This window comes from Niastella caeni (genome assembly GCF_004834005.1).
GTDB classification, from domain to species: domain Bacteria; phylum Bacteroidota; class Bacteroidia; order Chitinophagales; family Chitinophagaceae; genus Niastella; species Niastella caeni.
The window spans coordinates 537,785-561,867 of the sequence record NZ_STFF01000003.1 but is presented as its reverse complement, the minus strand read 5'-3'; the positions used below and the strand labels follow the sequence as shown (position 1 = coordinate 561,867).

Here is a 24,083-nt window from a genome sequence, read left to right as displayed (position 1 = left end):
TATTGTCGTGAATCAGCAGGCGAATTGATTATAGTCATTGTTTAATCTTCACATTTGTTAAAACTTTATAAAAAAATAACATGGACCTTACTCATTTGCATTTAATGATCACACATTTGCCAATTTATGGTTCTATTCTTGGAGCCTTGGTGTTAACATATGGCTTGATCACTAAAAGCGAACATGTAAAAATGGCTGCCTGTTTTGTATTGTTTATTTCTGCATTGGGCGGCGTCATTGCCTTTAGTACCGGGGAAGCAGCAGAGGAAACGGTTGAAAATATACAGGGTATCAGCAAAAACCTAATTGAAGAGCATGAAGAATTCGCAGAAGTAACCTTTAGTGTTATTATAGCCCTAGGCATCGCATCGCTGGCTGGTCTATTGTTAATATGGAAGAAGTCGAAATTAACCAATGCAGTATCAGTTGTAGCTTTAATCCTGTCGTTGGTATGTGTTGGAATGTCTTCATGGACAGGTTATCTCGGAGGCAAGATCAGGCATACGGAGATCGCCAATGAAGCTATGCAGCGGCAAAATGCAGCGGAAACTCATGAGGATTAATATGCTTATGATTGCTCCTGTGAAGCATCAATGTTCAGTTGGTTCAGCTTATTGCCTGCTGTTTCTAAACACAGGAGAATTACCCGGAGCATAGAAGGGGGAATAACCATAGTAGCTGCTTCTGCTTACGCCAATGCTGCCGGAAATGGAAAATGTTCTTTCGTTGTTGATATACATCAGGCCCATATATGCAGCCGGGTTAACGTCAAAGTTGTTGGCGTTCATGAAACTGTTGTTCTTGTTAATTCCCGGTTGATAAAATGCACTGTTGAAATGGAAAAAAGCAGGCGCCGCAGAAATGCCCGCGAAAGCGTACAGGTTATTGTTTAATTGACGGTTAATTAGTACCCCCACCGGCGCCGATAAAAAGGTGCCGCTTCCTCCATTAAAAGCAATAAAGCCTGAAGAAATGCCCGCATATTTCGTAATAAACCATTTCTTGCGAAGGTTATTGGAGTCGGCCACCTGGTGAAAGTGCCTGAAGGCCGGTTGTATGCCATTCATAGTGCCAAATAAAGGCGTCTGTGCCTTCACAGCTACAGCAGATATTATTAGCGCGATAAAAAGAATTGAGCGTATCATCCCTATAAAGATAAGCTTCCTTTTTTATAAATACCAGTACTTTTCATCCCGTAACATTAACCCTGTTTGCTGGCTGTTTCCCTGGGTGTAAGTTTATAGTAAGCCGTCAATGAAAGCCGATAGGTAATCCATAATACCGAATAGGCAATCAGGCCCCTGAGGTTATATTTCACGTCTTCAGGATCATAACGGCCGTGTATTCGAACACGAAAGAACCTGTTGGAATATGCCTGTGCATGTTCTATTGAAATACTAAATACGTACAGTATAATAAAAATAAGAATGTGCCTGGTTAATTTTCCATTGGTAAACAGTACATTAAGGAAACCTGCCGCGAGAAAATAAAAGGCGGCGTGTAATTCCTTGTCATACCGCCTGAAACCGGAGGGCAATTTTATCATGAATCCATAAACGGAAGCTATCAGACATATAAAAACCAGCAATGCTTTGGTCCAATTATTAAATTTAAATGTCATTGGTTGTGGTCAGGTATTTATATGCGAATGTAATATCCTTTTTGCGAATAGTTAATTATTGCGCTTATATTGCCATGCCTGAAACGATGGAGAATAGATATTTACTGTTAAGTAGGAAACGGATGCCGGTTTCAATAACCCGGCTATCATAATCAGCTCATCCCATGAGATATCTGTAACATGCCTTCTTTTTTTAGTGAACGTCACCTCGTATCTGAATTCTTCATTTCTTAACGGATACCAATGAACCACACCCGAAAATGTAATGGTGCTGTCGCGGAATATTGATTTTATTTCCATTTGATCATCGAATGAATGGCCGCCGGGTACCGGGCTGGGCTTCGTTCTTAAGATCCCCAGTTCACGGTCTTTCATGTCGATATCATGGCCGCGATCGGTGAGTATTCTGGCCAGTTGTGTAAATAAGCCGGTGGTATCTTTAAAATGCAGGATGATGCGATTGCTTTTATTCAATACAGGCGTGGCTGTTTCCTGCGCCAGTACGGTGGTACCGATGGTTAGTAAAAAGCAGGATATGAAGTAAAGTTTTTTCATAATAAGGTATTCGAACAAATATAGCTTTCGATTTCTGAGGCAGCTTAAAACGTTTCGTTAAAGGTGGCCGTGGGTTACTTTTTTAACATCTAAGGAATACTTAAAAAATATCATATAATAATAAACCCCGACACAGACTGCCGGGGCTTTCTATTTACAAGTAGTTTTTGTTGGGCTTACCTATCCAGCAGTTTTCTTTCCTTTCGGCGGTGCAACAGCGCCTTTATCGATCCATAGTTTGAACTGGTTGAAGAACTCCGTATAGGAGAGTGGGGGGATGCTTCTGCCGGCGCCCGGCTTCCAACCCCATTTAACCAGGTCGGTCTTCATGTGTGCCATATTTGGTGCCTGTTAAATGAAGTTAGTGTACCAACGTCACGATCCGTTTATACAGTTCTGAAAATTCAAAGGGCTTGGTCATATAATCATTCATACCGGCATGCAGGCATTGCCATTGTTCATCTTTCATGGCAGTGGCCGTCATGGCAATGATGGGGGTGGTAAGGCGAAGGTTATGTCGAATGTAATAAGTGGTGGCATAGCCGTCCATCTTCGGCATTTGCAGGTCCATGATGATGAGATCGTAGCTGTTGTTTTGTTGTAAATGCTGAATGGCTTCCTCGCCATTGTTCGCAATGGTCACGTTTCCGCCGGCTTTGCGCAGCACAAATTCAATCAACTTCTGGTTAATTTCATTGTCTTCCGCCACCAGTACCTGTTTGCCTGCCAGTAACCAGTTGTATTCCTGCGTATGCTTATGGGCAGGAACTTCCGGCGCCATTTTATTGCTTAATCCAAACGGCAAGGTAAATTGAAAGGTAGAACCTTTGCCCACTGTGCTGCTAACCGTAATATCGCCGCCCTGTAATTGCAGCAATTGTTTGCAAATAGTTAGTCCGAGCCCGGTGCCGCCAAACCGCCGCGAAATATCCTGACCGGCTTGCGAAAAGCTGTCGAAAATATACGGTAAGTTTTCAGCGGGTATGCCTACGCCGGAATCCGTTATTGTAAATGATAAAACGATGCCATCGGTTGTTTGCTCCTTTACCTGCACCCGCATGTTTATTTGCCCCTGGTTGGTGAACTTGACGGCATTGCTGAGTAAATTGTTCAGGATCTGGTTCAGCCGGTGTGGGTCGCCAATAAGGCAATCGGGAATAGCGGGGTCGATGGTCACTTGCAATTGCAGTCCTTTGGTGTTGATGGAATGCGTAAAAAGCGACACTGTACTATTCAGTACTTCTTTCAGGCTGAGGTCGATCTTTTCTATATGCAATTTGCCGGCTTTTATCTTTGAAAAATCGAGAATATCGTTGATGATCACAAGCAGGGTATTGATAGACCGTTTTATCATGCCTGCCATGTCTTGTTGTTTTACGGTAAGCGGTGTTTCTAACAACAGGTCGGTCATGCCTTTGATGCCATTCATGGGGGTTCTTATTTCATGGCTCATGTTGGCCAGGAATTGTTCCTGCATTTGTTTGGCCTGTTGTGCATCCCTGATGGCTACAATCAGTTTTTGCTGCGTGGCTTTGTGTCGCGTAATGTCTTTGTTCAGCATTAATAATAGAATGACCACAAACACAAAAGCGGCCGCCCGGCCCATTATTAAGCCAAAGGCTGTACGCGTGTTGGCCGCTTCATTGGCTGCCTTTCTTTTCTTCAGTAATGTTTTTTCTTCCTGTAGCATATGTTGCAGCAGTTCCCTGGTTTCGGCTGCTGACCTTTTTGTTGCCACATAATTACGCAAAGTTGCCAGGTTTGCGTGGAGGTCGTTATTTCCTTTCGTAAGTTGTTGTATGGAATCGAACTGCCAGGCGGGAATAGTGCCGGTTTCAACAACCGCGGTAATGGTTGCCTGAACCATTTCAATGGTCTCGTAGGTTTGATTGATGCGGAAGTTGGTCTTGTCGATGTTCTTTTTACTGGTATAGATAAACCAGCTTGCCACGCCGAGCGTGATAAGGGAGAAAATTAATAACCATGTTATCTTTCTATGTATAACAATGCTACGCTTCAAAATAGACCCCCGGGTTTAAGCCATTTCTGGAAAGGGTTTGTGAATGGCCCTGCATTATAATGCAGTTTCCTCATATTTATTGTTTTTATATGAGAAATTGACCCAGGTTATGCGGGTAATGAAGGTTGGGGACGGGGAGGGGCTATCGAAAGTATGTCTTAATTTAATTGTAAACTAAGGAAACAACAGGGAAAAGAAGTAAGAAGCAGGTGGTAGGAAGATCGCGAATGTCTTACCTCTTACTTCTTACCTCCTATAGCTACGACCTCAAAGGTCATTCTTTTTTGTACTGCGTGTTAGAACTTCAAAGCCAAACCAAGTGTAAGATATGATACGCCATAACCTAATTCGGCAAAAGCGCCAATGTTGTTGGTAAACAGGTAACGGCCGCCTACATAAGCCGAAAAGCCAAGCGCATTGCCATAGCTTCCTGCACGGTAAGTGGAGGACGTTCCATTGTCACTGAACTTATAACTGAGGATGTTGTACGACAACATCAATCCACCATACACATCAAACTTTTCATTGTTGATGCCATTGTAATGATAGGCGCTTCGCACCCCGATGACGGTATAATTCCATTTTTCAGTATAATGATAAGAACCAGCGCTGCCGGAGTTTTTGTAGCTTTTCACGCCGGCATAGCCGCCCAGGCTGATCACACCGGGGCCGCCGGTTTCCCAGATCCCTTTTTCGTATTGTACACTGATGCCCGGTGTTTGCGAGCCATAAGTAAAGCTGCCGAAATGGCCGCCTAATCCTACGCCGGCGCTGATAACATTGGTGCCTTTTTCAAAGAATTGTGCCTGTGTGGTTGTTGCATAAAGAGCGGTTGCTAAAAGAACAAGAGCTAACTTTTTCATCTGATAATATTAATTGTCGTTTCGCCAGATGGATCTTACCATCCCGGTAGAATCGGGATGGACGATTCTATCCGATTATTAAAGTTTGAGTAGAAAGTTGAAGGTAAAGGGGCGTTCATTAAAATGAATGGCCCAGGCCGGGCAGCGTAAGCTCGCCGCTACTGCCTGCCGTGGCATTTGTTGTTTTAACCACATTGCCGTTGGAATAGATCTTCATCACAACGGTTTGCCCGGCGGCGCCCTGCGTGGTGGCTGCAGCGCCTATGCTAATTGCCGTCACCTTGTTGCTGTATGTGATCTCTTTCGACCATGGCAGCGAAACATTGTTGAGGGTTTGGCTGCCGCTTTCATTGTCGATGATGATAAGGGAAAATTTACCGGTAAAATTCCCCGTTAACTCATATTTCACGTTTCTGTTGGAAGGGGTGTTGTTGTTGTCTTTGTCTTTTTTGCAGCCTGGCAAAATGATAGCGAACAGGGCTAACGACAAAACCGACAAAAAGAAATGAGGGAGTGTTTTCATACCGTTTGTTTTTGATAAAATTTGATCAAAATTATAAAGGCATGAAAGCGCAACATATACCTGCCCCTGAGTAATTATAGCTACTGGTTTTCCGGTATTTTTCATTTTTTTAAGAAAGGCATGCTTATTCTTTTATTTTTGAAGTTTAATCAATTGGCAAAACGGGTACTGTAAATGAAAAAAGCGCTTAATACCATTCTTTTCTTTTTTATTGTGTCGCTGTGTTCCGCGCAACTTGTTTATTCGCTGGATGATGATGCGGCGTATATAGCGCGCATGGAAAAAGAAGTGGCTGCCGCTGTTACCGATAGCGCAAAAGCCTATGGGTATCTTAAATTATCTGCTATGTGCCGGCTGATCGGCGATACCGTAAAGATCAAAGATTACCTGAACCGCGGCATTGCATTAAGCAAACCTCATTCATTTACCGAAGCGGCTTCCTGGTTTTACAAAGCGCAAACTTTATATGCGGGCAGGAATATTCCCGCCATTGAAGCTTGCCTGCTGAAAGGCGATTCCCTGTTGCGTTCCTTTGCGCATAAAGAGGCTTACAGAGTAAGAGGGTATATTCTGCATGCATACGGCACGTGGCAGCAAATAAAAGGCAGTGAGAAAGATGCGATGGATGTTTTTGTGAACCGGGCCCTGCCGGTAGCGAAGCAATCGGGCGATGCCTTCCTGATCGGGAATATGGAAAAAGCCATTGCTACCGTATTTATGAATGCCGACCGGCGGGCCGATGCCGCGGCTTATTTGCTCAGGGCGATCAACAATATTGAACAATCGACGGTTGATAACCCGGTGCGCATTGAAACCCTGGTAGAAGTGTACGTGTATGCTGCCGAGAACTATGTGTACATGCATAAGCAGGATTCGGCAAAGCCAAACCTCGATAAGGCAAGCCGGATATTATCATCGAAAGCAAATTCGAACCTGAACCTGGCGTACTATTGTGCCGAAGGTATCTGGTTCCACAAGAATAAACAATACAGTGAAGCGGTGGCCAGTTTTGATAAGGGCATTGCCCTGGGAAAAGCAGAACCGCGGGCGCAATACTCCGTGAACCGGTTAAAAGGCGTCAAATACAAATCGCTGTTCAGTAAGAAAGATTATACCGCTGCTTTGGCGGTTATCCATGACCTGTTGAAAAGCCCGCTTGTGTTTACGCAGGATAAAAAGATGTATTACAAAGACCTGGCTGAGACCTATGCCGCAGCAGGCAATAAAGCGGAAGCTTATAAATGGGCAGATAAGTACATCGTAATAAGCGATAGTTTATACCAGGCAAAATTTCAAAACGACATAATAGAATTTGAGAAGAAATACAATAATGCCGAGAACCAGAAAAAGATCTCTTTGCTGCAGGCTGCCAACGAAAAAGCGGCATTGGTGGCCCGCAACCATAAACTGCTTGCCTGGTTACTGGGCGGCTTCAGTATTTTTCTGTTGGCGTTGGCCATCCTGGGTTGGCTCTATTACAGAAACAGCAGAAAGTTATCGGAGCAGCAGGAGTTGAGCTATCAGCAGCAATTAAAAGATATCAGTCAGCAGCAGCAACTGAAACTGGCGGCGGCATTATTGCAGGGGGAGGAGCGGGAGCGCAAACGGCTGGCAGGTGACCTGCACGATGGGCTGGGCGGTATGCTGGCCGGGGTTAAAATAAATCTGTCGAGGTTATCGCCAGTGGCGAAAGAAGAAGCGTTTACAAAAGAATTGCCGGTGATCATTAACCAGCTCGACAGATCGGTAAATGAATTACGCCGTATTGCGCGGAACATGATGCCGGAGTCGTTGTTGAATTCAGGATTGGAAATAGCCTTAAAGGAGATATGCGAGTCATTTACTACTGATGCATTGAAAGTGGATTTTCAGGCGTACAATATTGAAAAAGACATTGCGCAGGAAATGCAGGTGACCATATATCGCATAGTGCAGGAACTGCTTGCCAATGCGGTGCGCCATGCTGCGGCAACGGCTGTGCTGGTGCAATGCAGTCAGAATGAAAATACATTTTATATTACCGTAGAAGACAATGGCAGGGGCTTTTCTGCAGAACAGATCAATGGAGGCAAAGGGATCGGACTAACGAATGTAAAGAACCGTGTTGATTACCTGAAAGGCACGCTGGAAATTGAATCGGCGCCCGGTGCAGGCACTACCATAAATATTGAATTCCATGTTAGCTGATAAGAAAAAAATAACGATAGCTATAGTAGACGATCATCCGATTGTGCTTGAAGGATTGCAGAAGGTGTTGATGCAGGCGTATGATTATGTGAGCACGATCTGTTTTAATACGGGCGGAGAATTCCTGAATTTCATAAAGCAATCCGGTACCGGTACCGGTATTGTTTTAATAGATATTAACCTGCCAGATATCAATGGCATTGAGTTGTGCCGGCAGGTGAAAACCTTGTCGCCCGGCACTTGCGTGCTGGCGTTCAGCAATCACAATGAACGCAGTACCATTATGAAGATGTTACAAAATGGCGCCAGTGGCTACCTGCTCAAAAATTCATCGGCCGATGAAGTGGTAGCCTGTATAAACGAAGCCCTGGACGGGCAGATCGCGTTGAGCCGGGAAGCCAAAGAAATAATGGCGAAACCCTCAGCCCGGGATTGGCAGGAACTGCCGGCGCTCACCAAACGGGAAAAGGAGATCCTGAAGCACGTTGCCGATGGAAAAACCAGTGCCGCTATTGCTGCACAACTGCATGTAAGTCCACTCACCGTAGAGACCCACCGCCGCAACCTGATGCAAAAGTTCAATGTTAAAAGCATGACGGCTGCCGTTAAAGTGGCTATGGAGAACGGGTTGTTGTGAGCCTGTACGACTATTGCCCGGCTTGCAAGTGCCAGGCAAAAAGCTGATATTTATTGGCGAAAACAATTACAGGGGTGAAGAATATCATTAGATCCATTTTATTATTCTTATTGCTTCAAGGTGGTTATGCCTATGGCCAGGACTCATTGCAGGTTACCATGCAAATGGGCAATGATACGATCCGCGATTATAAAGATGTCTTTCTTACAGTTACAATTCAGTCAAATTATTCCCGCGAAGTGATGATCCCTTCTCTGTGCTATGGAGCGATTATGGATACGGTGAGGTATGTTTTTTATCATTTGCAGCGAAAAAATGGGAGAGAATATGAAGACGTAGCTCCTTACAGGGGTTGCCATGTTACAGTACCTTATTGGGAGGAAAAGCCAGAGGCATTGCCTGGTTTCCAACAAAAAGTCATCCAGAATCATCTATTCGGATATCATATCTGGAAAGGAAAGTACAGGATGCGGGTTATTTGTGCATACACCATTAACAACGTTCGTAAAGAGGTGAATTCAGCATATACTTATTTTTATTGCTCCAGGCATTTTCGAATGTGAATTAATAAGGGGCACTTCATTTCCGGGTATGAGCTACCCTTGCTGAAAAAAAATTAGCAGGCTTTTTTACGCTTTATCATCCCAATCTGCACGATTATCGCCCAAATCTGCACGAATATTGGCAAAACTGCACACTTATCAAAAAAGACAAATAATTGATTTTTGCATGCATGATGCTATCTATCTTCGTGCCACGTAAACCAAACAATCAGAGACCTGCGAGTGAGAAAACATCAGTTATCCCGACTGGTTATTTGTATGCGCATGCTATGCTATCAGGTAACCGTTGCCCAGGATTCAAAATCTGCAATTGATAATCTCATTGATTTACCTTCCTCTGCCGGCGGTTACCCAGTTCATTTATCAGAACAACTAAATATAACACCAACCAATTCTATTTATTTATGAGAATTCCTAAAATTCTTCTGACCTCTCTTTTTTCTTTTATTGTATTGTTTATTCATGCGCAGTCATGGACGCCTAGCAATCCGAATATTTATTTTACCGGCGGGAATGTAGGCATTGGTACCTCCACACCCGAAACCAATCTGCATGTTGCCGGACATTTGGCGGCTACCTATGGAGGTTTAAGCGGATTTACACAATTATGGGGTGATAATGCTATTATTTTTAAAGCCGGCAATACAAGCGGGTTACGATTTGGTTCAGCTACAACGTTAGGAGCTGCTGGTTGGTCTGAAAAAATGAGAATAAGCGACCAGGGCTTTTTAGGAATTGGTACCACTACGCCTGCATCAATGCTCGATATTGTGACTGGCGTAGGTGATGGCACAACAAACGAAGCGAATTGTCTTCGGCTGCGCCATACATCAACTACTAGTAATTCGCAGTTGCTTCAATTGGGGGTAAGTAATGTAGGTATTGGTGGAAATAATAACGGATACGGTTATATCAGTTCTGTATATTGGGGAGGAAGTGAAAACAATCCATTAGTGCTCAATCCCAAAGGCGGGCCTGTAGGCATTGGATTAACAAGTGGTGTTTTATGGAACACCACGGCCAAAGATGCGGTAGCTATTAGAGCTTCAGGGTCTGCGGCAAATAACAGCCTGATGGGTAAACTGGTATTTGCACATGGGGCATCTTATGGAGGTAACAGTAGTTTTATTGCCGGCGTGTATGATAAACCGGTATTTTCATCAGGGGCCGGCATGGTATTTCACACCATTTCCGGACCAGATATTTCCGGGGTTGATGGCGTTGAAAGAATGAGAATTAGTTCAGATGGCAATGTGGGTATTGGAACATCCAATCCCACTCAAAAGTTATCCATTCAGGCTATTACGGGTAATGCAGTGGATATGGCGCTTAGAAACCAGGATGGCACGCCTTTGCTTTCGTTAGCAGCAGATGGAAGTGCATACTCTTCCATTTCCTCTTACTATGGTCTTACGTTTAATTCTAATAACAGCCCATACTACTCATTTAAAATTGCCGGTACAGAACAATTTAAGATTGATGGATCTGGCAATGTTGGTATTGGTACATCGAACCCTCAGGCAAAACTGGCTGTAAATGGCGATATATTTTCCAAAAAAGTAAAAGTTACCCAAACTGGCTGGCCCGATTATGTTTTCCAAACCAACTACCGCTTACGCCCGCTCAGCGAAGTGGAACAATACATCAAACAATACAATCACCTGCCCGAAGTGCCAACAGCCGAAGAAGTGGCAAAGAATGGACTGGATGTGGGTGATAACCAGGCTACGCTTCTGAAGAAGATCGAGGAATTGACGTTGTATGTGATTGAGCAGAATAAGCAAATAAAAAAACTCACAGAAGAAAATAAGGAGTTGGAAGTGCTGAAAAAGGAAATGGAAGAGGTGAAAGCTGCCATCCGGCAAATAAAAAAGTAATGGTAGTTTATCAGCATTAGCGCATTAAACGACTTCTTCCCCAAACCGGTCAATATCGGTAAACAACCTGTTAGCCCGCTTAATCATAACCCACTGGCATTGCGTTAATTTTAACTTTTACTAACTTAAAATTAACGCAATGCTGCTTTACCGGGCAACCAGGCTAATTTTTCTATTGTTAATAGTGGGCTTTCACACTGCCGGGGCGCAATCGCTGCCATTTTATCAACCCTCGCGGCAGGAAGTGCTGACCGCCTACAAGAACGCTGCCCGGCTCGATTCCCTGGTAAAGAATTCCGTCTTAAAGAATAACGTCAGAGCACACTGGCAACCCGATAACAAAGGTTTCTGGTACAAGAACATCCTTGCAGATAGCGCCCTGGAATATTTCTATGTAGATGCCCGCACCGGTGTTAAAACCAGGATCACCGATACCTCTAAATTGGTTTCTACGAAAGACAATGGCTTTATCTCCGGCGGCATCAGAAGCCGCTGGGAACGCCAACGTCCTTCCGATAGCTGCTCGCCCGATAAACAATGGATCGCCACCATTAAAGCCGGTAATGTGTTCCTGCGCCCGGCACAGGGTGGGGAAGCGGTGCAATGCACCAGTAATGGCGATACTACTAACCCGTACGGACAAGTCCAATGGTCGCCCGACAGCAAACACTTCGTCGTGTACCATATCTTTCCCGTTGCTGAGAAACCGGTGTATTATGTGTTGTCGTCGGTAGATACTTCCACCCGTGGTATATTGAGGTCGCATGAGTATGCACAACCCGGCGATCCATTTACGGCCTACGAGATCTTCACCATTAATGTGGCCGATAAAAAGCTGGTGAAGGTGGATACCGAACTGTACGATTTTCTCGATTTCCCCTGGATCAACTGGCGCCAGAACGACAATAACTTTTTTACTTTCGAAAAGGCCGACCGCGGTCACCAGCGTTTCCGCATCATTGAAGTGAATGCCAACACCGGCGCTACCCGCAACCTCATCGAGGAAAAAACAAATACTTTTATTTACGAAAGCCGCATTTTTACCTGGTACACGGCCAAAACAAACGAGATCATCTGGAGCAGCGAAAAGGATGGCTATAATCATTTGTACCTGGTAGATGCCGTAAAGGGCGGCGTCAAAAACGCCATTACCAGCGGCAACTGGGTGGTGCGAAAAATAGACAGCATCGATGAAACCAAACGCGAGATCTGGTTCCTGGCCAGCGGCATGAACCCCGGTGAAGACCCCTACAATGCCCATCATTACCGCATCGGTTTTGATGGAAAGAACCTCGTGTCGCTTACGCCGGCGAATGCCAGTCACCTGTGCACGTTCTCGCCCGACCGGCAATATTACCTCGATAATTATTCCCGGCCTGATCTGCCGTCAGTAACGGAATTGCGTCGCACAAAAGATGGTAAACTGATTTCCGTAATAGAACGGGCTGATATAACCGCTTATGAAAAAAAACTGGGTATTCCCAAACCCGAAGTATTTGTGGCCAAAGGGCGCGACGGCCTCACCGATATCTGGGGCGTTGTTTGCCGCCCACCGAACTTCGACAGCACTAAAAAATACCCGGTCATCGAGAACATCTATGCAGGTCCGCAGGATGCGTTTACGCCCAAGCGTTTTTTTACCAATTGGGAAATGCAATCCATGGCGAACCTCGGTTTTATTGTGGTGCAATGCGATGGCATGGGCACCGCCAACAGGAGCAAAGCATTTCATGATGTGTGCTGGAAGAACCTCGCCGATGCAGGTTTGCCCGACAGGATCGTATGGATCAAAGCGCTGGCTAAAAAGTATCCCTATGTGGATACGTCGCGCGTGGGACTGTATGGTACTTCGGCCGGTGGACAAAATGCAGCCGGCGCCCTGTTATTCCATCCTGAATTTTACAAAGCGGCCGTGTCGGCCTGCGGTTGTCACGATAACCGCATTGATAAACAATGGTGGAATGAGCAGTGGATGGGATACCCGGTGGGACCGCATTATGCCGCGCAAAGCAATATCACCAATGCCGGTAAATTGCAGGGTGCGTTGCTGCTCATCGTAGGCGAGGCCGATACCAATGTGCCGCCGGAAAGTACCTTGCGGTTTGCCAGTGCGTTGATCAAGGCTGGCAAAGTGTTCGACCTGCTGGTGATCCCCGGCATGGGCCACAGCGACGGCGGACCCTATGGGAGGATTAAGAAAAGAGACTTTTTTGTTAAACATTTACTAGGTGTTGATCCACCCGATCGGAACAAGATGGTGAATGGTCAATGATGAATGGTCAATGGTCAATGGTGAATGATCTCACGTATTCCTGGCTTTCACTTTCTCATTTTTCATTTAACATTTTTCATTCTTAATTTCTTTGCCTTTCACTTCGATATTCGGCATTCCATATTCGATATTCAATATTTTAACAATGACCTTAAGAAACCTATTTATACTACTTTTCCCCCTCGCCACCTTTGCACAGTCCAAAGACTATCCCATCCAACCCGTATCATTTACCCAGGTAAAAGTAAACGATCATTTCTGGCAGCCTAAAATGAATATCAACGCCACTGTCACCATTCCTTACATTCTCAAAATGTGTAAAGAGCATGGACGCATCGACAATTTCCTGGCGGCGGCGGGAAAACGCGAGAACAAGGTCTGCTCCGAATTTACCTTTGATGATACCGACGTTTACAAATGGATCGAAGGCGCTTCCTATGCCTTGCAGGTAGCGCCCAATGCCACATTATCTAAATACCTCGATTCTTTGATCGACATCATCGGCCTGGCGCAGGAGCCCGATGGCTACCTGTTCACCTTTCGCACCATTAAACCTGCGAAACCGCACGATTGGGTCGGCGACAAACGCTGGGTAAAGGATTCCATCTTAAGCCATGAACTATATAATTCAGGTCATTTATACGAAGCTGCTTATGCACATCACAATGCCACCGGTAAAAAGAACCTGCTGAACATCGCGTTGAAGAATGCCGACCTGCTGTGCAAGGATTTTGGCTGGGGTAAGCTGGAGATCTATCCCGGTCACCAGATCGTGGAGATCGGACTGGCGAAACTCTATCGCATCACCGGCAACAAAAAATACCTGGACCTCGCCAAATTCTTTCTCGATGTGCGCGGTCCGCATGGGGATGCATACAACCAGGCCAATAAACGGGTGGTTGATCAAACCGAAGCGGTGGGCCACGCTGTACGGGCAGCCTATATGTACAGCGGCATGGCCGATATAGCCGCGCTCACCGGCGACACCGCCTATCTGAAAGCCATCGATGCCATCTGGAATGATGTGGTAACAAAGAAACTGTACATAACTGGCGGAATTGGCGCCACCAACAACGGCGAGGCGTTTGGCGATGCTTTTTACCTGCCCAATATGAGCGCCTATGCCGAAACCTGTGCCGCCATAGCGAACGTATACTGGAACAGCCGCATGTTCCTGTTGCATGGTGATGCCAAATATATCGATGTGTTGGAACGCACGCTGTACAATGGGCTTTTGTCGGGAATGTCGTTAAACGGCACGCGGTTCTTTTATCCCAATCCGCTCGCGTCGGTGGGGCAGCATGACCGCAGCGGCTGGTTCTCCTGCGCCTGCTGTATTTCCAATATGACACGCTTCCTGCCCTCCGTGCCTGGGTATGTGTATGCACAGAACAGGAACAATCTCTATGTGAACCTGTTCATGAGCAACAGCAGCGAAATTAAATTACCGGCAGGGAAAGTACAGCTCACGCAGAACACCAACTATCCGTGGAATGGCCGTGTAGAAATGAAAGTAGATGTAACCAAACCCACTGCCTTTGCCCTGCATATTCGCATCCCGGGCTGGGCGGAAGGAAAGCCGGTAACCGGTGAATTGTATTCCATTGCGGAAGAACCGAAAGCCATTGCCATTACTGTGAACGGCAAACCTTTCTCAATAAAAACAGTTAAAGGATACGCCGTGCTGCAACGCACCTGGCAAAAAGGCGACAGGATAACCGTTGAGCTGCCCATGCAACCGCAACACGTATACGCGAACCAGCAGGTAAAGGCAAATGAAGGGCGCTTCGCCATTCAATACGGACCGGTAGTATATTGCCTGGAAGGGTGGGACAATAAAGACAGCATCGTACAGAATATTGTGGTAGATAGGAACGCGCCAATGCAGGTGAGCTATAAAGGCGATCTCCTCAATGGCATCAACACCATTACCATGGCGGGCAGCAGCGCTAAACGCCAGCTCAATACCGCCGAATTAATTACCAGCAAACAGCAGGTTACTGCCATACCCTATTATGCCTGGGACAATCGCGGTGCGGGCGAAATGGAAGTGTGGATCCCGTATACCCAGGCCGCATCACGGCCGCAACCAGCGCCTACTGTTGCCTATACCAGCAAGGTAACGGCCAGCATCAGGTCGAGAAGCATCATGGCGGTGAACGACCAGTTTGAACCGGCCGATTCAAAAGACAACTCGGTGCCGTATTTTCATTGGTGGCCCAAAAAGAATACCACCGAATGGGTGCAGTATGATCTTAACAGCGAGCGTACCGTTTCTTCGTGCAAGGTCTATTGGTTCGATGATGGTCCCTGGGGCGGTTGCCGCATCCCGGCCAAATGGACCATCTATTACAGAAAGGACGGACAATGGGTACCGGTGAAGAACACGACCGACTATGAAATAGCCAAAGACAAATACAACTCTGTAACCTTTGAACCGGTGGCTACAACCGGGTTGAAGTTGGAAGTACAATTGCAAGTTGATTATGCTACGGGAATACATGAATGGATAGTTGAGTGAATTTGATAATGAGCTAATTTGAAAATTTGAAAATGGAACCCGTGACATCGAGTAACTTATAATTGTTCATAATCATTTTCAAATTCTCAAATCTTCAAATTCTGCAGGCGGATGGGGAGGCGGCGGAGATTACCATCCTGCGTGTGCACCCGGTAAAGCCGTAAAGTGGGGGAGAAGGACGTATCGTGCCTATTGACGGAATTGGCGCTTTTTTACCTGTAAGCGGGCGCGCCAGGCGTACAATATTCAGGTAAAAAATTTAGTAAATAAAATAGGGTGTTTTTCCCGTTTTTTATTATCAACCATAATTACATCTTTATTGAAATTTATTTTCATTGAAAGCGACACAGGTTCAAGGACTTAGTAAATCAGGCTGGCAGTTACCCGGAATAAGTTTTTGCAGAGGGAACAGATTGCTTTAATTTAGTAATGGTCCGGCTTTCTAACAGTTATACCTAATCTATTAATTTAAACAAGTTTTAATGACAAATCTTTACCCTGAATGATCCTTCTGAATATCCCTAAAATTACCAGCCCGGAAAAGAGCGAAACCAGAAATAGCAGATTCTGCGCGGATGAAAATGTAAGCTGGTTCAAATTTTGCATTCAAACGTAAACCTTAATTCAAAGTCGTTTTGTGAAAAGAGTAAGCTGCTCAGCTTTTTAAACTTTTATATAAACTGTTGATCCAATTATTTTCTACCGGTGAAGTTATGACGGAGATGATGTATGAAGTACGGTATGGTAAGCAATTAATTAAAGTGAGGCGGTAACCGGGGGGAACCCGGCTACCTTAACCTACACCTTAAATAATTACCCTGGTTTAAAAACCCGGGTAGTAGTGGGGGATTGCCCGATGTTAGTCCTTGATTAGACGGTAAATCAACACAAGAATTAACACATAAATGGCAAATACCCACCACGAATCTATGGACATCTTGATGGCCATAGGGCTGATAAGGAGAGGCAGAACCTTACAGGGGATGTTTCTCCTTTTTTTAGGCCTGTTCTCCCGGGGCATTTTTGATTTGTTTCGCTTTTGTCTCATTTTGGAGAGAATTTTCTTAAATGGAATGACGAGAGCAGAAAAGTGTAACATGATCAGTAACTCCGGTTTTAATTTCGGAGGCCCCTGGTGGCTCGTTCAATATGTTAAAGAACTTGCGGATAGTATATAGCATACCCATGGCATGGGTCAACTATTGACATTTGTACTGCGCCATAAAATTTTTTGGACCGCTGTCTTCGGCCGTTGCATACTAATCAGAGAGAAGAGACTTCTACGAACCTGAACTATGAACTAGTTAATCGGAGATTCTGTAACCATTTAACCAAGGACCTTTCAGTAGGGGAGAATTATTGGGAAATAATTATCAACGTTGTTGTAATTCGTTACACATTATCGGTTCAACAAGTTTCTGCAGCGAAATTACATTTCCGTAAAATATTTTTTGATACCATAATGTGGTCAGAAGAAAAAACTTAATCTTCGTCAACTCGATAATAAGATTTATCGAACGCACATTTATTTAAAAATGATAACCCGCCTTTTTTCTATTTCTAACCCGCCTGTTTAAAATTATTTATTGCCATTTTATTAATGCCGCTTGCCGAATACGAACACATTATTCGTGCAGGCGATTGCTGCATAAAAACCCAGGTAACGATCGTGTTTGGGATACGCATGCTTTCAGGCGAAGTGAAGTTTAGTGTCTGTGCAATTACGTTTGGGTTATGTTACGCGCCGGCCCGCTTTAAGGTGAGTACGGGCTATGCATACTACAGCGGTAATTATGGGGTTGAACACCAGGAACATGCCCGGCCGGTCGAAATTCCGGTGGAGTCCCAATTTCAACATTTGTCTTTTTGGATTTTTATGGGTTTTGCTTTCGGCTTTTTGACTTGGGCTTTCTGCTGCGTTTTCTATAACGATATAGAAACCTTATCCTTATCCGAAATCTATCATTCTGCTATTTTCCTCATCCAGCCATGCTAAATATTTTCTCTAACGCTATAGCTCAGTTGATATATTGGGCTACTGCTTATGCGTACCATTATCAGCCAGATTTTTCTTCGGGAATTTACCGGTATCTGCCCTGTATGGGGCCGGGTTTTGTTCGGGAATTCTTCGGGTTTTCCTTGGGGTGTGTTCGGGAGTTCCCTATAGCGTTCCGAACAATCTCCGAAGAAAGTCAAAGGAAAAACGGGAGCCAACCCGGCCGCGACCCGAACGTGAGGCCTGCAATTGGGGTACTGTCATTGTGCCAAACTGGTAGCCTGGTGGTAAGGATATGGCCTGGGCATTGTACCGGTATTGCCTACAGACCCTACAGGAACCCTGGTGCGCCAAGGCAATGCGTAGGCCTTCCCCAGGCCATGGCCAGGCAGTACGCAGGCTATAAGATTACCAGTTGAAGCATTTGTCCGGGATCCAATGAATAGTGGTGGATTTCTTCGCAAGTTCTTTTAGACTTCTTTTAGGATCCTCTTAGGCTTCTTCGCAAATTTGCGAAGAACTTGCGAAGGATTTGCGAAGAAGGGTAAGGGCTGTCTTTGCTCAGTCTCGAAGAAGGGCATATGCAATTTGCAATAAACGATCTTCAATAAGTGCTCATACCGTTCTTGACCAACATCAATCTTTTGGGAAAGCCCATTGTAATCAAAGGTAATTTTCTCAACTTGCTATTACCTATCCTGCCAAACCGTTTTTCCTTTTAAACTATGCTTCGTGAATCAGGTGTAATCTGTTTTTAACAAACTGAAAGTAAAATAATTGCAGCCCATGTGTATACCTGGACGCAATTGGTTAGTAGCATGTGTTTGAACAAAACCAACATTTTGTTTAAATAAATCATTGATATATTGAAAGCAGGGCAAAATTCTGATGAGTTGTTGGTAAGGCGATTCAATGAGGGGGACACCACGGCGCTCAAGAAGATCTACGACATGTACTTTACCCATCTGTATTATTTTGCTTACCGCATTACGCAGCATGCGGCGGAGGCGGAAGATATAGCGGTGGTAACGTTAGAGATCTTGTTGCGGCGCAATACCGATTTTGTGACCATGAATAACATCAAGGCCTTTCTGTTTATTACCGTTAGAAACAAGTGTTTGAAGTACCTGGATGCTGTGAAGCGGCACCGGCAATCGGAGCAGGAGCTCAGTACGTTAAGTGACGAGAAAGATGATTATGTGCTGGCGCAGATGGTGCGCAGTGAATTTTTGATGGAAGTGTACCGGGAGATAGAATGTTTACCGCCGGTGCGAAAGAATGTGTTCAAACTGTTTTATATAGACGGGCTGGATAGCCAGGCCATTGCCCGCAAATTAAAGATGACCCCTGCTGCGGTGTACAATAACAAGCTCAAAGCGTTGAAGCAGTTACGGAATGTGTTGATAGATAAAAAGCTGCTGCCGTTTATAGCGGGACTGTTCTGCATAAGAAAATTATTCACCGATTAACCCTGCTTCAAAATTGCCTTTATGCCTTGTTGCCTTTTTCATTGTGCTGTTGGTCGGTCACTACGGTCACTACGGAGATGTTGCGTGTAAAACCAGAAGGAAAGAAGGCCAGATCAAAGAAAGATGTGTGCTGTACATATCCCTGATTTTTTCAATAGTAATAGTAAATAGGGGAAGGTTGATTCAACCAGCTCAGGGTATGCATTAATTGATGTCGTACATAATCAGGCGGTGCTACCGGAAATACTTCACCTTCTAAGTACGGAGTGTTTTTTGCGCGGATATGTTTGTTTAGCGTATCGGCCGCTTTTAACGCTATGCGGTATAGTTCCATAAGGAGGATGTCGCGGTCTTTACTAATTTCAAAATAGCAGTGAGCAGTAGCTACTTCAAAGGGGTGTTTGCACATGAACAGGTTGAAAACGAAGGCCACATGCACCAGGAGTACCGGGTTGCCCTTAGCTGAGCTATATACCTGCATACAAAAAAGCACTTCATTGCTCTCTCTCAGCAAGGTACCTTCCGGCTCCCAGATCTCCGAGAACTCTGCCGCCCGAAGAATGACTTCCATCATGGTTTATTGGTTTAATGGTTATCCGAAGCGTTAATTTAGGAAGAACTTCGGTTGTGCATGTTTTTTTTATTTGGTTTGGGGGGAAGAAGTTGATGGAGGTCAAGGGGGGGAATTAAGCCTTAGGGATATCTTTAATTTAGCTGTTTTTTTTGTTAATTCAGGACTTACTTATGGTTGTCTCAAAGATTGATACTATTATAGGATTTGAAAATATTTTATCATGTATCAATATGGTTCAACTAGTAAAGGTTGTGCTGATAATCATTCGTTTAATTTTAAGAGGTTTAATAGGACAATAAACTTACTTTGAATAATGCTTTATATGTAGCCTGCTTTTTGTGCAAGGCGGCCAACCAATATTTTATTCTTTAGCTGGCCGGCTTGATTAGTAATACTATTTATAACTACATGACGTATGGTGATTTACTCATCATTTGCCTTGAAGTACGATGAATTAGTACAAGTTCTATTTTGGCAGGGACTTCCGTTTGAAGTCGTATAACAATAAAAGGGCTTATTGAAATCGTCTGTATTTGTAGAGTTTTCCATAACTACATCCGTGCAGGTTAATGGACGTGGTGCTCCAGTAGGTCCATTATATGAACAAGTTCCGTTCAATGTAGTTGTAGTACAATACTCTTCAACAAATTTGGCTTTAAAAGCTAGTGCGCCACCTACAACAGCTATAAGCGCAAGAGAAAACAGCATGATTTTTATTTTTTTCATAATTTAAGTGCTTTTTTATCAAAAAGCTAAACTTTGGTTTTAATTTTCCGCCTAAGTGAGATTTATCTGCCGGCAGCGGGTTAACTCGGCAAAATAATGTTGAAGCTGTTCATTAAATCTCTACCGTCTTCGCATGCATCGACTGTAGCAAAAGCAAAAATATTTACTCAATATTTAAATGCAATCTACTTTATGTGAATTTTAATAAAAAGTGTTTTTTAATCATAGTTTGCAATATCTGATCATAAATTGATTTGCTAATTACTTATTACACGCAGAGTTGTAAAAACTAAGTGAAGCATGAGAGATATCAGTTGCATGCAATATGTCTTTGTAACCGGATGTCGGTCTTATTTCCTTTCTTCGATAGCTTATGCCTTTCTTGTTTTAAAATTTGTTACTTTTTGCGGTTAGGTTTTTTGTCAATCAGGGTTTTAAATTGGTGGGAATCTAAAAAAGATTTCCATTTTAATATTGTATAGTTAATCGATAATATAATAATCTATGTTTTTGAAAAGATTTATTACCATTGATTGAATGAAAATAAATATGAAGCGATTAATATTATTTTTTTTGTTAGGTATTAATTTAGATGTTTTGTGGGCACAGCATAATGATATGCTGATTAATAAAAGTATACAAGTAAAGGGAGATGAACGCTGGAACCTGGATAAATTTGTTTGGAGCCATACGCATCAGTTATCATCCAAGCCTGGCAAACCGATACTTGATTTTAATGCCATTGATAATTGGATGAGTTTCCCTGTTGGCAAAAATGTAACTATCAGCCGTAATGGGCAATATATCATTTATGGCATCTCGACTAACAGATTAGGTGAGGTCGATAGTGTTGTGCTGCAATCAACTGTAAGTGAATGGCGGCAAGCAATTGTTGGATCAAATGCAGGTTTTTTTTCTGCAGATAGCAAACTGTATTTTTTTCAGGATAAGGAAGAACTTTGTTTTATGACTTTGGGCAGCGACCAGAACCGAAAGGTGAAAGACGTTTTAAGTTTTAATGTTCCATTGAATGGTAATTTGTCTGGTAAGAATGAGTGGATAGCATATCAATTAAAAAATAAGGACGTGGTTTTGCAAAACCTGCTTACCGGCAAGGAAAAGCGTTTTGAGGGAGTCATTAATTATGGTTTTGATAGAACTGGTAAATGGCTGACCTATCAGTTAGGCAATGATAAAGAGTTGGTAGTTTATAATTTAAGTTTTGGATCTGAATTCACGTTTTCGTCTGTAAATGGATATAGTTTTGATGGTAATGGCAGTGTTTTATTGCTTAAAACCTCAAGCTCATCGGTTAATCGAAGTGGATTGCAATATGTAGATTTATCTGATGGAAAAGCAATTTCGATCTGGGAGACGAGTGATAATGATAATACAATTAGCGATTTGCAACTGGACGGTGCTGGTAAACAGGTTGTTTTTGTAGTTCAAGATAGTTCAAGGAAAAATTCAATATGGTATTGGCGGGAAGGGATGGAAAAAGCGGTGATGAAGCTAAAAGACAATTCAGTCGGGATAGCAGTTGGGTTATTAATACAAGGAAAAGCCTCTTTTACAGATAATAACCACTATATCCAATTTTATTTAGCACCTCAAATAAAAGAGGAGAAAGGAATAGATACTGATGCAGTTCAGGTTGATGTGTGGAACTACAAGGACACTATTCTTCAGTCAACCCAGCCCTACCTGCTCAAGGAGCAGGCAAAGTTTACTGCTGTGTTGGATCTTGCTAATGGGATGGTTATCCAACTGGAAAAAGAGAACGAGAAGCTAATAATCAGGGGTATATCGGGTGATGTCGCAATTGTGCAAACAAAATCCGATAATGACCGTTTTTGGGAAAAGGAGAATGGCAATAATAGAACATTTGTGGTGTTTTTTAATGATGGTAGCCGTAAGCCATTAACTGAGAAAGTTGGAGTTCCCAGTGTACGATTTTCGCCCGATGGTAATTATTTTATTTTTTTTAATGGCGATAAGATCGGTAACTATTTTAGTTATAACCTGCGCAATGGTAAACTGGTCAATATATCCGCCAGAGTTCCCTCAGGTCAATTCGGTATACGAAGTGAAGATCCCTCACTGACGTATATTACAGTGGATCAAATGATCGGTTGGCTGGGAGAAAAGGGATTGCTGGTGGCTGATAATTATGATATCTGGCAGCTAGATCTTGATGGGAAAAAGCCGCCGGTAAATTTTACCAAAGGCTATGGCAGGCAACATAAAACCATATTTCGGATAAGTGGCGAAGCAGGGATGGGCGTTTACAGCAATAAAGACACACTGCTACTAAAAGCATTTAACCAGCGAACCAAGTTCAATGGTTATTATCGCATGGTCTTGGGCGTGCCAGGGAATCCTGAGAAGTTATACATGGGACCATGTTTTATGGAAAACCTGAATGGTATCAGTGGATCGGGTAGTGGAATGTTTCCCATGAAAGCAGCCGATGCAAGTATATGGATCGTGCAGCGGCAAACAGCTACTGAAGCGCCTAATTATTTTGTGACAAGGGATTTTAAAGATTATAAACCTCTAACTCATCTACAACCGCAAAAAAACTACAACTGGCTTACAACGGAGTTGCATTCTTATAGACATTTAGATGGTACTTTGGGCAAAGGTGTCTTGTACAGGCCGGAAAATTTTGATCCCACAAAAAAGTATCCGGTGGTTATTTCTTTTTATGCAGCTTTATCCGACCAGTTGTATCAATTTCTTCCCCCCAATTATATAAGCTCTCCGGTTATATTTGCAAGACCCGCCTGGATGGTGAGCCATGGATACCTGGTATTCGTACCAGATATACGTTTCATCCCGGGCAACTGGGGCCTCAGCACTATGAACAGCATTGAGGGGGCTGCAAGGTATCTCAAAACTCTTTCCTATGTTGATGGTGAGCGTATGGGGGCGGCAGGTCATAGTAATTCCGGAAGATTTGGCTACTATTTGTTTACGCATTCGAAATCTTTTGCGGCCATGTCGATGGGGGGAGGAGCTCCGAATCTATTGAGTTCTGCTTTATTACTTCAATCAAGAGGCAAAGAAGAGAGTAATTTAGAATGGCATGAATGTAGCGCCTATGGATCGGGAGGGCTTGGCAATCTTTGGCAAAACAAGGATTTGTGGATGGATCATACAGCTGTTTTGCATATCGATAAGGCGATTAGTCCTTTATTGATTTTTCAAAATAAAAAAGACAATGCTTTATTAAGTTCAGTTCAAATGTACATAGCCTTGCGCCGTCTTGCAAAACCGGCGTGGTGGTTACAGTATGATGATGAAGGCCATACCATAAGTAAGGTTAAGGATTTAAGGGATTTTACTATTAGATATACTCAATTTTTTGATCATTTCTTGAAGAGTGCACCAGCGCCGCGTTGGATGACTGAAGGTATTCCTTATAGGCTTAAAGGTATTGAGAGTCGTTATGAGCTAGATTGGGAAGGTTCTTGTGGAAAAAAATGTATGGTATGCAAAAAAAGTAGTAGGGAGTTCAAACAGTAATAATTTTGTGCTGATAATCAATTGTATTGCTTTTAAGAAGGTTAATATACAATAAACTTACTTTGAATAATGCTTTGTGGATAGCTTACCTCTTGTACAAAGCGGCCAACTAATATTTTATTTTTTAGCTGGCCGTCTTGATTGATGAATA

At 43.6% G+C, this 24,083-nt stretch carries 18 protein-coding genes; 9 read left to right on the top strand and 9 right to left on the bottom strand.

All coding sequences use genetic code 11. From position 1 onward, the window contains the following. Positions 1-104: 104 nt before the first annotated feature. Entirely contained in the window at positions 105-563 is a 459-nt protein-coding gene (locus tag FAM09_RS13540; protein WP_243751666.1) for a DUF2231 domain-containing protein, read from the top strand. 48 nt (positions 564-611) lie between these two features. On the opposite strand, the gene FAM09_RS13535 is transcribed toward FAM09_RS13540, so the two are convergent. The 7 genes from FAM09_RS13535 to FAM09_RS13510 form a co-directional block, all read right to left on the bottom strand. Beyond that, positions 612-1,097 (bottom strand): hypothetical protein, encoded by a 486-nt coding sequence (locus tag FAM09_RS13535; protein WP_166437135.1) that lies wholly within the window; start codon positions 1,095-1,097, stop codon positions 612-614. Between the two features lie 104 nt (positions 1,098-1,201). Then, complete coding sequence (locus FAM09_RS13530) at positions 1,202-1,621, bottom strand: hypothetical protein (protein ID WP_136577651.1); 420 nt, start codon at positions 1,619-1,621, stop codon at positions 1,202-1,204. A 51-nt stretch (positions 1,622-1,672) separates the two neighbouring features. After that, on the bottom strand, positions 1,673-2,176 hold the full coding sequence (locus FAM09_RS13525; RefSeq protein WP_136577650.1) for a glycosyltransferase family 1 protein: 504 nt from the start codon (positions 2,174-2,176) through the stop codon (positions 1,673-1,675). A 180-nt stretch (positions 2,177-2,356) separates the two neighbouring features. Further along, entirely contained in the window at positions 2,357-2,515 is a 159-nt protein-coding gene (locus FAM09_RS30885) for a hypothetical protein (RefSeq protein WP_208025557.1), read from the bottom strand. 22 nt (positions 2,516-2,537) lie between these two features. Continuing rightward, positions 2,538-4,196 carry an ATP-binding protein gene (locus FAM09_RS13520; RefSeq protein WP_136577649.1) on the bottom strand — a complete coding sequence of 553 codons (1,659 nt, stop codon included), beginning with the start codon at positions 4,194-4,196 and terminating at the stop codon, positions 2,538-2,540. Between the two features lie 296 nt (positions 4,197-4,492). After that, positions 4,493-5,059 carry a hypothetical protein gene (locus FAM09_RS13515; protein ID WP_136577648.1) on the bottom strand — a complete coding sequence of 189 codons (567 nt, stop codon included), beginning with the start codon at positions 5,057-5,059 and terminating at the stop codon, positions 4,493-4,495. Between the two features lie 118 nt (positions 5,060-5,177). Beyond that, complete coding sequence (locus tag FAM09_RS13510; RefSeq protein ID WP_166437134.1) at positions 5,178-5,582, bottom strand: MmpS family transport accessory protein; 405 nt, start codon at positions 5,580-5,582, stop codon at positions 5,178-5,180. 174 nt (positions 5,583-5,756) lie between these two features. Between FAM09_RS13510 and FAM09_RS13505 the strand changes: the two genes are divergently transcribed. The 7 genes from FAM09_RS13505 (at position 5,757) to FAM09_RS13475 (ending at position 19,104) form a co-directional block, all read left to right on the top strand. Beyond that, a complete protein-coding gene (locus tag FAM09_RS13505) occupies positions 5,757-7,769 on the top strand; it encodes a sensor histidine kinase (RefSeq protein WP_136577646.1) in 2,013 nt (670 codons plus the stop codon). Then, entirely contained in the window at positions 7,759-8,406 is a 648-nt protein-coding gene (locus FAM09_RS13500; protein WP_136577645.1) for a response regulator transcription factor, read from the top strand. Before FAM09_RS13505 ends, FAM09_RS13500 begins: the two co-directional genes overlap by 11 nt. Before the next feature lie 74 nt (positions 8,407-8,480). Further along, positions 8,481-8,969, top strand: coding sequence for a hypothetical protein (locus FAM09_RS13495; RefSeq protein WP_136577644.1), 489 nt, complete (start codon positions 8,481-8,483; stop codon positions 8,967-8,969). Between the two features lie 404 nt (positions 8,970-9,373). Then, the gene (locus FAM09_RS13490) at positions 9,374-10,846 is read left to right on the top strand and encodes a hypothetical protein (RefSeq protein WP_136577643.1); all 1,473 of its coding nucleotides are present in this window, start codon (positions 9,374-9,376) and stop codon (positions 10,844-10,846) included. 139 nt (positions 10,847-10,985) lie between these two features. Further along, positions 10,986-13,118: a S9 family peptidase gene (locus FAM09_RS13485; protein ID WP_136577642.1), complete on the top strand. Its 2,133-nt coding sequence runs from the start codon at positions 10,986-10,988 to the stop codon at positions 13,116-13,118. A gap of 145 nt (positions 13,119-13,263) precedes the next feature. Further along, on the top strand, positions 13,264-15,639 hold the full coding sequence (locus FAM09_RS13480) for a glycoside hydrolase family 127 protein (protein WP_136577641.1): 2,376 nt from the start codon (positions 13,264-13,266) through the stop codon (positions 15,637-15,639). A 2,862-nt stretch (positions 15,640-18,501) separates the two neighbouring features. After that, positions 18,502-19,104 (top strand): RNA polymerase sigma factor, encoded by a 603-nt coding sequence (locus tag FAM09_RS13475; protein ID WP_136577640.1) that lies wholly within the window; start codon positions 18,502-18,504, stop codon positions 19,102-19,104. Between the two features lie 151 nt (positions 19,105-19,255). Here FAM09_RS13475 and FAM09_RS13470 read toward each other — a convergent pair whose 3' ends face one another. Both FAM09_RS13470 and FAM09_RS13465 read right to left on the bottom strand, forming a co-directional pair. Beyond that, complete coding sequence (locus FAM09_RS13470; protein ID WP_136577639.1) at positions 19,256-19,678, bottom strand: hypothetical protein; 423 nt, start codon at positions 19,676-19,678, stop codon at positions 19,256-19,258. A 423-nt stretch (positions 19,679-20,101) separates the two neighbouring features. Beyond that, positions 20,102-20,404, bottom strand: coding sequence for a hypothetical protein (locus tag FAM09_RS13465; protein ID WP_136577638.1), 303 nt, complete (start codon positions 20,402-20,404; stop codon positions 20,102-20,104). A gap of 549 nt (positions 20,405-20,953) precedes the next feature. Between FAM09_RS13465 and FAM09_RS13460 the strand changes: the two genes are divergently transcribed. Then, entirely contained in the window at positions 20,954-23,932 is a 2,979-nt protein-coding gene (locus tag FAM09_RS13460) for a S9 family peptidase (RefSeq protein WP_166437133.1), read from the top strand. Positions 23,933-24,083 lie beyond the last annotated feature (151 nt).